General features: G+C 60.4%; 4 protein-coding genes. All 4 read left to right on the forward strand.

What is annotated here, in order from left to right:
• Positions 1-14 precede the first annotated feature (14 nt).
• Positions 15-2081 carry an adenylate/guanylate cyclase domain-containing protein gene (locus HHL09_RS16125; RefSeq protein ID WP_169455650.1) on the forward strand — a complete coding sequence of 689 codons (2067 nt, stop codon included), beginning with the start codon at positions 15-17 and terminating at the stop codon, positions 2079-2081.
• Positions 2082-2304: 223 nt separating this feature from the next.
• Positions 2305-3414, forward strand: a complete 1110-nt coding sequence (locus tag HHL09_RS16130) for a hypothetical protein (RefSeq protein ID WP_169455651.1) — start codon at positions 2305-2307, stop codon at positions 3412-3414.
• 27 nt (positions 3415-3441) lie between these two features.
• Positions 3442-11529, forward strand: coding sequence for a cadherin-like beta sandwich domain-containing protein (locus HHL09_RS16135; protein ID WP_169455652.1), 8088 nt, complete (start codon positions 3442-3444; stop codon positions 11527-11529).
• An 85-nt stretch (positions 11530-11614) separates the two neighbouring features.
• Complete coding sequence (gene glsA / locus HHL09_RS16140; protein WP_169455653.1) at positions 11615-13429, forward strand: glutaminase A; 1815 nt, start codon at positions 11615-11617, stop codon at positions 13427-13429.
• Positions 13430-13440: the final 11 nt, after the last annotated feature.

The raw sequence follows: 13440 nt of genomic DNA on the forward strand, positions 1-13440 counted from the left end.
CAATGCCGCCTACTATGACTCCGCCCACGGGCTCATCAGGCAGCACGGAGCGCCGCGTGCGGCTGCTTGCCGCGTTGGTAGGGATCGTGCTCGCGATCTCCGCAGGCTACCTCGGTCTGCTTCAGCCCGGCGGGCCGGTGAGGACCTTGAGCTATGATTTGCCCTTCATTGCTGGCCATCGTTCGGGTGCAGGAGCGGACGTGAGGATCGTTTACATCGACGACCTCGACGGACGTTTTATCGATCGCCGCTCGCAGGCCAAGCTGCTTGATATTCTGAACCGTGCCGGGGTAAGGGCCGCCGTCTACGACCTCATCTTTGATCGGCCTTCGGAAGATCCTGCGGTGGATCGCGAGTTTGCAGCGGCGATGCTGCGCTTCCGCGGTATCGATGAAGCAGGAGAAGAGGTGGCGGGAGCGACGCGGCGCCAAGTCTTTCTGGCTTGCGGGCGAAACAGCGTCAGCCAGACCGGTGCGAACATCGAGCAATTGGTCGTCCCCACGGATGAGCTGCTGGCTGCTGCCGATGACTTCGGATTGGTGGCCCTGGTCCATGATCGGAAGTTCACGGTCCGCGAGCTGACCGCGGGGACCCGGGATGAGCCGTCGATGACTTGGAAAGCGGCTGTCGCGCTAGGTGCACCATTGGAAGAGGAAACCCGCCTCAACGAGCGCTGGATCAACTATGCGGGGCCGCCGCCCGATCCGGGAAATCCGGCGTCGCATCCGGCGATTCCTTCCTACAATGCCTCTGATCTCCTCAATGGTGATGTTCCGGTTGATCTCGCCGGCAAGGTCGTGGTGATCGGTGCCAAGCCTGGGATCGTGGGGGCAGCTCTTGGCATCGATCTTTTCAACACACCTTTCCATCGCTTCGACCGGGACCGCCTAGCCCTGACCAGCGGGGTGGAGGTGCAGGCGACCATTCTCTCAAATCTCAAGGAGCGGAACTGGCTCAATCGTGCGGATAAGGCTTTTGATGACAGGTTGGTGATCCTGGCGGGAATCTTCGCGGGCGCGGGGTTTACGCGGTTGCGCCCCCTGCCGGGGATCCTTGCCGGACTCCTTGGCATCCTTCTGCTCGGGGTTCTCGGAACCGTGATGGTACACTACAAGGAGATCTGGTTCCTATGGAGCGTGCCGGCGTTCCTTCAAATCCCCGTGGCGGTGGTTTGGGGCGGTTTCTCTCACTTTTATGTGGAGCGTTTCTTTCGTGTGAAGCTGAGCGAGGAGCAGCGCCAGCTCCGGGAGGCCTTCGCCAAATATGTCTCACCGCAGATGCTCGATCGCCTGACCGCAGAGGGCTTCCGCATGAAGGTCGGCGGAGAAAAAATTCACGGAGCGATGATGTTCACCGATCTCGAGAATTTCACCAACATGTGTGAACGGGTAGGGGATCCGGAGAAGATCGTAGCGACGCTGAACGATTACTTCGAGCGGACCACCTGCCATATCTTTGATGACGATGGCGTGGTGATCAAATTTATCGGCGACGCGATCTTTGCGGCGTGGGGTGCGCCCTTGCCAGAGCCTCAGTCCGCGCTGAAGGCGGCGCGCGCCGCATGGAAATTGGGACATAGCGCGAAGCTGGTGATCGACGGAGTGGAGCTCCAAACCCGTATCGGCGTGCACTACGGAGAAGTGGTGGCTGGCAACATCGGCAGCGTGAAACGCGTGGACTACACGATGATCGGTGATGCCGTGAATTTGGCATCCCGCTTGGAGTCCCTGAACAAGACCCTCGGCACGAACACACTAATCAGTGAGGAGGTGCGCCAGCAGATCGATAAGGAATTCCGCACCCGCTTAGTGGGTCGCTTGAAGGTAAAGGGGCGCAAAGAAATCACCGTCGTTCATGAATTGCTGGGGCCGCAGGAGGGCAGGCCGGAGCCGGAGTGGCTTGGGATCTATGGGAAGGCGCTTGAGTTGCTTCATGCGAACGACCCGGAGCAGGCCGAGGAGCTTTTTCGTTGCGTTGAAAGGGCCAAGGGTGCTCCGGACGGACCATCGGCTTTCTATCTCAAGCGCCTGGCCGATGGGGATCGGGTTACCGACGGGGTGGTGGAGATGACAGAAAAGTAGAGGTGCAAAATGCAGCCGAGTTAGGGTGTGGTGCTGTTTTGGGCTTGTAAGACGACGTCGTTTCGGAAGAGTCAGCTAGTTCGTATTGACGGGAAAGCTGTCGATACCCCACCCCGGCTACGCCCTGCTGAATCACCCCCCCCTTACCTGCAGTTGCCTGCCGGTATGCCGGTATCATTCCCGCCCATCGCCCCGGGGCGCGGAGAACCTTCAGCCCCCTCCCATGCGCTCCTCCAAAGTTGCTGCGCTTGCGCTTGCCCTGCTTGCCACGGGTTTGTGTGGGGTATTGCTTTGGAAGCGAGGTCCGCGCGAGGTGACTGCCCCGGCGGAAGCAGCGAGCCGGGAGATCGCGGAGATTTCTGAAATCGCTTCGGCGGAGGATCCCATTGCTCCTCTTTTGGAGTCGCTCGGCGAAGAACCCTCGGATGAGGAGGTGCACCGCTCTTTGAGCGAACTTCGTCTGGCGCTTTCTTCAATGCCCGAGGAAGAAGCCATCGCGAGAATTCGCGACTTTCTTGATCGTGGGGACGACCGGAAGACCGGGCTCGCTTTTGAGATCGCCCGAGGAGGCAAGCTAAGCGGCTGGCCAAGCCTTCGTACTTTCCTGCTGGATACCTTGTTGGAAATCGATCCGGCCGCTGCCGCCGCGGTTAGCCGCGAGATTCTTTCGAAGCCGACCAATGCCGACGAGTGGGCTCTCGCCTTGCGCAATGTTGCGAAAGGTGAGGAAAGGGAAGACCGCGCTTTCTTACTGGGGAAAACCCAGGAGCTCATCGGCAACCCGGCGTGGCAGCAGAAGCCTTCGATCGGATATCTGAATGCTTTTGACGTGCTGGTGCACATAGAGGCCACGGAGAGCACGCCGCTGCTTTCCAATTTCATCCAGATGAAAGACCGCAAGGATCTGGCTCACGCCGGCTTTCTGACGCTGGATCGCTTGGTGCAGCGGCAACCGGGGAGCGAGTTGCCCCGGCTTTTGGCGGACCGCGAGCTGCAGCGCAGCCGTCCTGAGATGGTGGCCCAGCAATTTGCCCGCGCCGATCTCCGCGACCCGGAGCAAAGGAAGCTGGTGAAGGACTGGCTGCTCGACCCGGCACGAACCGCCACGGAGCTGAGCGCCTTCGCCGGCGTCTATCCGAACAACAACCGCTTCGTCTCGAACAACCTGCTGACCAATGAACTCGCGCCCTCGGGGCCCGAGTTGGCGGTACATGACCGCGATGCCTTGGCGGTGGTTTCGGGGTGGGTGGCCGATCCGGCCTTTGCGCCGGTGAAGGATCATCTTCAAGCCATGATTCTCCGCCTTGATGAATTTGTGGGTGGCCGCAAATGAGAAGTCTCCGCCCTCCCGATAAGAGCCATGCTTCCCTCCCGCATTGCCCTCCTTGAAAGGATCCTGAGCCAGACCTTCCTGCTCTTCGCTTTTCTGTTGCCTGCCACTGCGGCAGATCCGATGCGATTCACGTGGACCGATGCCGTCTCTGGAAATTGGAGCGACACGACGAAGTGGACCGATGACCAAGCAAGCGGAAGTGGGCCCGTAACCGGTGGCCTCGCAGGCTACGTGCTCGAGTTCGAGGAGGCTGGGCGCTACACCGCGACGCAGGATCTCGGTGCAGGCTTTCTCATAAGCGAGCTTCGTTTCGGGGGCTCCGAGGTGACTCTTGCCGGGAATGGCATCCGATTGATCGCGAACGGAGCGAGTTCTCCGGAGATCCAGCAGGATGGAACAGCGGACGTGACGATCAACACGCCGGTAATGCTGCTGGCGGACTTGAACTGCGGCGGTATCGGTTCCGGGAAGGTAACCTTGGGCGGCGGGGTTTCCGGGAATGCCGGTTTGACGAAGTCGGGCTCCGGAATTCTTGCGGTGACGGGGACGGCTTCTTATTCCGGCAATACCACTGTGGAAGGCGGCACCTTGAAGCTTTCCCAGTCGAATACGGCGAACGATGCCAGCACGGTGACCATTGGTGCTGGAGCCGTACTTGATCTGAATTTTTCCGGCCAAGACACGGTGCTGTCGCTGGTGCTCGGCGGCATCCCACAGGCGAATGGTGTCTATCATGCAGCCAACAGCGGCGGAGCTATCAGCGGTACAGGTTCGATCCGCGTCTTCACGCCACCACCCCCGCAGCCTTCGTCGAATGCCAACCTCTCAGCTCTTAACGTCAGCGGTGCGACCCTTTCGCCTGCTTTCAACTCCTTGATCGGCACCTATTCGACGACGGTTCCGAATGCGGTTTCGGGAATTACGGTGATGGCGACTGCGGCCCATTCCGGAGCGGCGGTGAAGGTCGGGGGCAATCAAGTCAGTTCCGGTGTTGCGAGTCCCGTGATTCCCCTGAGCGTGGGAAACAATCTCATCACGACATTGGTCACTGCCCAAGACGGTGTGACCACCCGGATCTATACGATCTCGATCAACCGTGCGGCGCCCGTCGCCGTGGCAACCGCCCCGGCTCTGGTCATTAGTTCGGCTCGTGCGACCTTGAATGGGACGGTGAATCCGAACGGCGTGGCGACGGTTTATTTCGAATACGGTCCGACTGCTGCCTACGGGAGCAGGACACCGGAACGAGACGTCGCAGGGACCGGCGGGCGGCCCTTTGCGGCCAGCCTCGGCGGCTTGAAGGGTGCCACCATCTACCACTTCCGCGCCGTGGTGATCGGCGCAGGTGGAACGCAGTTCGGCAATGGGCTGAGCTTCGCCACGCCACCGGAGCCGCCGGTTGCTGCGACCGGCACGCCCACGAACGTGACCGCTTCCACGGCAACTCTGGTAGGTGGACTGAACCCGAACGGTGTAAAGGCATCCGCCTACTTCGAATACGGCCTGACTTCAGTCTATGGCCAAGCCACCGCGGTGCAGAACATCCCGGCGGGTGCTGCCACCGTGAACGTGCAGGCGCCGAACATTTCGCTGATCTCCGGTGCGACCTATCACTATCGCCTGGTAGCAAGCAATGCGGCCGGCACCGCCTTGGGCGAGGATGTCGTCTTTACAGTGCAGCCTGGGGGCGGAGGCGGGAGTGGAGCGCCGACCGCTGCACCGGCAGTGCATACCGGGAATGCGGTGGGCGTGGGAACGGAGTCCGCGATTCTCCAGGGTAGTGCGAATCCCAACGAGGGAACGACATTGGTGCAATTTGAGTACGGTCTCACCGCAGCCTACGGACAGACCTCCGTCTTGCAAGGTATCGGAAATGGCAACGGCGCCGCTGCAGTGGCAGCGACGGTGTCGGATCTCCTGCCCGGAACCACGTATCACTATCGCGTCACCGCCTCGAACAACCTTGGCAAGAGCCTTGGCGCAGATGCCACCTTCACCACCGGCTTTCCCCCGCCGACCGCGGTAACCGGAAACTCGACCGTACTAACGACCACCAGCGTCAAGCTCGATGGTAGCATCCGTGCGCGCGGTGCAACGGCCGAAGCATGGATCGACTACGGCACGGATGGCGTTACCTTCAATAGCGTCCGCGCAGTGCCCGCCAATGTCTCCGGAGACCTAAACACGGAAGTCAGCGCGGAGGTGCCGGAGCTAGCCCAAGGTGTCACCTACTATTTCCGTGTGCGGGCGGTCGGTCCGCAGGGCCAAGCCATGGGCGAGGTGAAGGGTTTCGATGTCGCATCGCTTTCCGGATTAATCCGGCAATTCCCACCGGGTGTGACGGCTGCGAATCGTCAAGGTTCAGTGAGCATTACGCTCGGTCCGGCGGCTATTGGGAGCGGCTGGCGCTTTGCAGGAGAGCAGTTCTGGAGGGAGTCCGGGGTTCCGGCGACGGGGTTGACGGCTGGCGATCGCGTTATCGAATTCCGCCCGGTGCCCGGCTATTTGAAGCCTGCCAACGAAACGGTCGCGGTGGCGAGTATCGCCGCGCCAGTGGCTCTGTTCCGAAGCTATGCTCCTTCCGCGGAGGCTGGAACTGGTGCTCTCACCGTTTTCCTCAAGCCGCAGGATTTAACCGAAGGTATCGCGCCGGCGCGTTGGAAGTTCTTTGGCGAAGGAGATGCGGAGTGGAAGGAAAGTGGAACCACGGTCAATGGCCTCGCACCGGGAAACTACGTGATCCTTAGTAAACAGGTGGAAGGCCGGAGCACCCCGCATCCGGTAACCGCCGTGGTGGCCCATGGACAGACGACTTCCCTCACCATTATCTACTATATCAAGGAGGGTCCGGTGGGCGTGCCGCCAGACCTGCTTGCCTTCGAGGAGGTGTCCGGCGATGAGGCGTTGCCAAACGCCTACGTGGGTCAGATCCGCACGAACTCCGGATCAGGAAGCGGCTTTGTAGTGCGCCCGCGTGTGGTGGTCACTGCGGGCCACGTTCTCTTCAACGATGGGACGCTGTCTGCCGCTACGGGTGCGCAGTGGCTGTTCCAGCATGACCGGCAGGCGCATGATCCGGTGCCGCAGACGCCCAGGGGGTTTTTCCTCATGACCGGATATGCGGCGCAACGCGCGGAGGACAATTCACCCGGTATTTCGACCCCTGCTTCGCAGAACTTGGATGCGGGGACCTTGTTTTTCGTCCAGGAGGCGGGCCGGGGAGGGTTCAGCGGCTATTTAGCGAGTGATACCTCTTCGAACGAGTTCCTGCTGTCCAGCGCGTTGAAAACCGTGGCTGGTTATCCGATCGACGGCATCGGCGACAATGGTATCGACCGAATGCACGCCACGCCGCCCGCGGCGGTGAATTTCACGAAGTCATTCGAGCGAACTTACATTACCCCGGATGTGCGGGCGAGCGCCGGAGCGTCGGGAGGGCCGCTTTGTGTGCTGAATGAGAATGGCGGGTACTATCCTGCCGCGATTTACCTCGGTGGCACCAATCAGACGGTGGTGCGGGCGTTGGATAGTGACGTGGTCACGATGATCGGTTTCTCCGAGGCCAGTTCTGGGGCTGCGGCAGGTGCCACCGGTGGCAGCCTCTCGAATACTCAATCGGGTGAATACGATAGTGAAACCCATGGAGCCCTCCGCGTGATCATTGAACCTGCGGCCGCGCGTGCTGCAGGCGCGGGCTGGCGTTTGGATAGCGCCTCTTCCTATGTGTTCTCGGGCGATACTTCGGGCGATCTGGAGCCGGGAGCTGTGAGCATCAGCTTTCCCACCGTGCAGGGCTTTGTGCCGCCAGCTCCACAGGCGGCGACAGTGACGGCGGGGACGATCAAAACGGTGACCTTTACCTATGAGGAGACAGTTGATGGTCCCGTCATCACTTCCGCGACAGCGGTGACGGGAGTGCGTGGCGAGGGGTTCTCCTATCAGATTAGCGCGGACCATTCGCCCCTCCTTTACTCGCTTCGCGGCTTGCTGCCGGACGGATTGGAGTTCCATCCCCAGACTGGGATCATCTCCGGCATTCCTCAGGAAGCCGGGATCTTTCCCGTGACGGTCGGAGCTAGCAATTCCGGTGGAGCAGGAACTCGCGAATTGGTGCTGACCTTTGTGCCGGTGGTGGCGGACCAAGCTTTCACAGCACCCTATCTGGTAGCGATGAACTATCAGGTGGAATCCAGCGAAACCGGTGATGCGGGTTCGAGTTGGGCCGCCAGCGGTCTTCCGGCGGGTGTTTCCATTCATCCATCCAGTGGTATCGTCAGCGGCACTGCCACAGAACCCGGCGTCTATGAAGCCGAGGTCTCCACTGCCGTCCGAGGGGCCACGGGCAGCGGCACGCTGACGCTAACGGTGACCGGGACTGCACCTCGGATCACACAACAGCCCGCGGCGACGCGGAGTATCCAGTATGGCACGAGTGCGGCACTCGTGGTGGAGGCAACGGGTCTTCCGGATCCAAGCTATCAATGGTATCGGGGACAGAGCGGAGATACGAGCCATCCCGTGGAGGGTGCCACCTCCCCGCTTTTCACCACGCCGCCCCTGACGGCCAATACCAGTTATTGGGTGCGTGCCCACAGCATTAGCGGCTCGGCGGATAGCACGACATCCAGCATCAACATCCTTCCCTCGGCAAATGCGAACCTGATTGGCCTGGTCACCAGTGAGGGCCCGATCGAACCCTTCAGTTCCACGGTCACCGCCTACGCAATCAATGTCCCGAATGAGGTCTCCGCGATACTGGTGACACCGCAGGTGGAAGTTACCCAGTCGACGGTGAAGGTGAAAAATGTGGTCGTTCCGACGGATGCCGCCAGCGATCCCATTGCCCTCGGCCTGGGCGCAAATGTGATCAATGTCGATGTGATCTCCGGCGACGGCAGCGTCACCAAACGCTATGTCCTTTCCGTGAATCGTTCGCAAACCCCTGTTCTTGTGACGGGAACCGCCACAGGCGTGCGCGACATGAATGCGACCCTGCGCGGCATGGCGACGCCGAACGGGATGGGCACCGTGTTTTTTCAGTATAGCACTACGACCGACTTCGGGAATGCCACCGCGGGTGATGTGATTTCAGGCAACCTTCCACTTGCGATCGAAGAGCCCGTGACCGGTCTTCGTGCCAGGACCACCTATCACTATCGCATCGGCATCACCACCGGTGCGGGCACGAGCTTCGCCTCTTATAGCGCTTTCACTACCAGCTCGGCCCCTCCTGTCGTGGCTACCGGCCAAGCGAGCGATATAGAGGCGACCAAGGTGAAACTGATCGGCGGGGTTAATACGAACGGGACGACGACCTCCGTCCACTTCGAGTGGGGCGAGACCACTGCTTATGGCAATACCACACCGGTGCAGGTGGTGCCAGGTGGGGCGTCGGTGGTCGATATCTCATACATGCTTCAGGGACTGACGCCTGATACCATCTATCACTACCGGCTTGTCGGAAACAGCACGGCAGGGACGACGTTTGGCGAGGATGTCGTGTTCATTGCCAATCAGGCGACGGGTGGTTCGGGGATTCCGACGGCCATCCCGGCAGCAACCACCGGTGGTTCGCAGGATGTCACCGGTACTTCGGTAGCTCTCCAAGGCGTCGCAAATCCGAAGGGAGGGACTACCTTTGTCCGCTTTGAATACGGGCTGACCCCCTCCTACGGGCACTCAACCCAAGCTCGGGGAATTGGCAGCGGTACGGATCCCTCGATCGTAGTGGCCCAAGCGACGGGATTGCTTCCCGGGAGGACCTATCATTATCGCCTGGTGGCGACGAACAGTTCGGGAACCGGGCGTGGGGAAGACCGGACTTTCGCGACCTCGCCGATGGGTCCGCTCGCGACTACCTTGGGGGCTACTGCCCTGAGTTCGACCAGCGTTCGCTTGTTCGGCACCGCAAATGCCAATGGGGCTTTGGCGCAGGTATTCTTCGAATATGGTACCGATGGCGTGAGTTTCCCGAATCGTATCGCCATCACGGGCGGCTCCGTGAATGGCGAGGTTGAACTCCCCGTGCAGGTTGATCTCGCGGATCTCGAACCTGATAAAATCTACCATTTCCGAACCTTCGCGGTCCGGCCTGATAACTTCACAATCTTTTCGAGAGGAGAGGTGAAGAGCTTCCGGAGCGACAATCTGGCCGGCCTGCTGCAGAAGTTCCCGCGCGAGCTCGATGTGGGCGAACGTCAGGGCCAGTTGCAGGTGAATTTGGCCCCAGCCGGGATGGGGGCTTGGCGCTTGGCTGGCGAGATCCAATGGCGTGCTTCCGGAAGCATGGCGACCGGCCTGACAACGGGAGACCGCGAGATCGAGTTCCTGCCGGTGCTGGGCTATCATCAGCCGGGCCGGGAATTGGTCGGTGTCGTTAGCGGATCTCCGACGTTGGTGCTCAATCGCGAATATTTCGTCTCTCCCACACCGCCTGACAGCAGCATCAAAGTAAACCTCATCCCGGTGAATCGCTCCGGTCCGGAGGTGCCGCTTTCGGATCGTATCCAGTGGCGTCTCTTCGGCTACGATGACCTGCCATGGCGGGAGTCCGGGGAGACCGCGAGCGGCTTGATGCCGGGCAGCTACCTGATCGAGTTCAAGGCGGCGCTGGATCTCGATGCTCCTCCTCCATGCACCCTTGTCCTTGGCCCGGGAGAATCGAAGGTCGTCTCCTTTGCCTATGACCCCGACTTGGATTCCGGAGCCAGCTCGATCCGGGTGCTGCCTTACGACACGGTGTCTACCCGTCGCAACCAGCCCTACGCGTACGTTGGCCAGATCCGGAATGACACCGGTTCGCACAGCGGCTTCGCGGTGAAGACGCGCGTCGTGGCGACCGTCGCGCAGAGCGTTTTCGATGAGTTCACGCTGGCCCAGATCCCCGGCGTCCAGTGGCTCTTCCAGCAGGACCGCGCGGTCCACGAGCCGAAGCCTCAAACTCCGCGCGGCTTTTATGTCTTCGATGGCTACGCGGCGCAGCGAGAGCAGGACGATACGCCCGGCTTCCCCTCACTCGCGGCGCAGGAGATGAATGTCGCAGCCCTTTACTTTCTCGAAGACGCCGGGCGGGGTGGTTACTCCGGGTTCCTTGCCACGGATGAAGCGACCCAACCGTTGGCGACTGCGACCTCGCTTAAGACCTTGGTCGGCTATCCGGTCCGCGGGGGCGGTTCGATCTCGAATCATGGGCGAATGCAGGCCTCCCGAACTCTCACGGATGCCTTCGTGCCGGTGACGGATGTGATCTTTGGTTCAAGCACGATCATGGGCCTCCATGGCATGGATGGTGGACCGCTGTGCATCCAAACCAATGGTGGCAATTACTTCCCGGCGGGCATCTATGTGGGTGGCAGCAATTCCCAGAATCATGTCCGGGCGATCGATGGAGAGGTGATCGATCTCTTCAACCGTGCCGAGTTGACCGCGAATACAGGGAACAACAACAATACGGGCGGCATTTCCCAGACCAGCTATACGGCTGTCTCCGCCAGTTCCACGAGAGGAGCGCTGAGCGTGATCATCGAGCCCGCGGAAGCTCGCCTCGCCGGTGCGCTTTGGAAGCTCGGCGGCGATTCGAGCTTCGTGGTTTCCGGCGCACGGAAGAACAACATGATGCCGGGCCAATACGTCCTGCAGTTGAAAACCATCCCGGGTTTTCGATCTCCGGTTCAGCAGTCTACCAACGTGCTGGCGAACAACCTAACCACGGTCACATTCACGTACCTGCCCGAACTTTCTCCCCTCTTCAACTGGCGTCAGCTTCATTTCGCGACGACCGCGAATACAGGCGATGCGGCCGATGGCTCCGATCCGGATGGCGATGGCATTCTAAATCTGGACGAATATATCGCCGGTACGGATCCTCTCAATCGGTCCGATGCTTTCTTTGTCTCTGGATCGGAGCGTGAGGGTAATACCTTCTTGCTGACCGTGCCGGTCAAAGCCGGCCGCCTCTACATCCTCCAAAGGAGCACGAATCTACCCACCGCCGATTGGACGGATGTGGTCACGGCAGGCCCCTTTGCACTTGGCGGCACTAGGACCCTTGTCGATCCGGCGGCCACTTCTTCTTCAGGTATCTATCGGGTCAAAGTCGAACTTTTGGGGCCATGACGAAGTTTTCCGGGCGACTCCCGCTCTTTTTGTGTCCTCCGTGGCAATCGGGTATCTGACCTGCTCTTGGGATGTGCCCCTCCGCATGAAGTCGCCTATTTCCCAAATCCTCAAAAGTCTCCACGAACGGTACGCCTCTTTCCGGGAGGGGAATGTCGCCGACTACATTCCGGAGCTCTCGAAAGCCAACCCTGATTGGTTCGGCATCTGCATCGCCACGCGCGACGGGCACCTCTATGAGGTCGGGGACACGAGGCAGAAATTCACCATCCAATCGATCTCCAAGGCGCTCACCTATGGTCTGGCCTTGGAAGACCGGGGAGAGGAACACGTGCTTTCCCGGATCGGTGTCGAGCCTTCGGGGGACGCCTTCAATGCGATCAGCCTCAAGCCTGGCACCGGGACGCCATTCAACCCGATGATCAATGCGGGAGCCATCGCGACTTGCGGGCAGATTCTGGAGAGTGACGGGGAGAGCAGGATCCAGCGGATCACCCGTTACCTTTCTCGCTGTGCAGGTGGCCAGCTTGAGATCGACGAGGAAATCTATCGTTCGGAAAGCATGACCGGGCACCGCAACCGGGCAATCGGCTGGATGTTGAGGAACTTCGATATCATCGAGGAGGAACCTCGCGATATTCTCGAGACCTATTTCCAGCAGTGCTCGCTACGGGTTACTTGCGCCGATCTTGCGGTGATGGGAGCCACGCTTGCGAATCGCGGTTTCAATCCCATTACCGGCGAACGTGCGATCGCGCATGAGTATGTGGACAATGTGCTCGGCGTGATGGCGAGCTGCGGGATGTACGATTGGTCGGGTGAATGGATCTATCGTGTCGGCTTGCCCGCAAAGAGTGGGGTAGGCGGTGGCATCCTTGCGGTGCTGCCGGGACAATTGGGTATCGGGGTTTTCTCCCCTCCCTTGGATAGCCAAGGGAACAGCGCCCGCGGGATCCGGGTTTGCATGGACCTGGCCCGTGAGCTTTCACTGCACATGTTCAATCCTAGTGCCGTACCTCAGCCTGCGGTACGGCGAAGTTACAATGCGGCCCAGGTAAATTCGCGGAGACGGCTACCATCCTCCACCTTCCGCGAACTGCGGCGCTACGGAGACCGCATTCGTGTGATGGAGCTTCAGGGGCCGCTTCTTTTTTCGACGATCGAGCCGGTGGTGCGCGAGCTCGTGAAGCAGGTCGCTTATTGCGATCACATCATCTTGAACTTCAGCTACGTGTTCTCCATCGATCTGGTTTCCCTGAGGATGCTCCACAGTTTATGGCTGCAATGCTCGGCCGAAGGCGTGGGGCTGCTTTGCTGCCATACCGGACGCTTCACCAAGGCTCTGGTCTCCGCAGGGCTGGACGAGGACTCGCTTTTCTTCAGCGAGGACGCGGCGCTCGAATCCTGCGAGAATGCGGTGCTGGCCCGCGTGAAGCCTGGCTATTCGCCCGAGGCGGAACTGGTTTCGCTGAATGCCTGCCAGCTTTTCGGCAAATGCGATCACGAAGAGCTGGCCTTCCTCGATGCCAACTTGGAATCGAGACACTATGCCCCGGGAGAGAACATCATCCAAGCTGGCGGTGATGCAGACGAGCTATTCGTGCTCATGGCGGGCAGCGTCGAAGTTCGCCTCCAACTCGGCGAGAAGCGTTACCAGCGTCTTGATGTGTTCTCTGCGGGCATGAGCTTCGGGGAGTTGGCTTTCCTCGACGGATCGCCACGCTCCGCAGACGTGGTAGCGATGGCACAGGTGGAGTGCCGGGTCATTCCACGAGCGCTCTTCGAGGAGATCGGTGCCAGCCGACCCCTGCTGAAGGCGAAGATCCTCACTGAGATCTCGCTCCAGCTTTGTGACCGGTTAAGACAAGCTAACATCGAGATCTCCGCGTTGCGAAATTGATCCAGCCTGCA

Source organism: Luteolibacter luteus (genome assembly GCF_012913485.1).
In the GTDB taxonomy this organism is placed as follows: domain Bacteria; phylum Verrucomicrobiota; class Verrucomicrobiia; order Verrucomicrobiales; family Akkermansiaceae; genus Haloferula; species Haloferula lutea.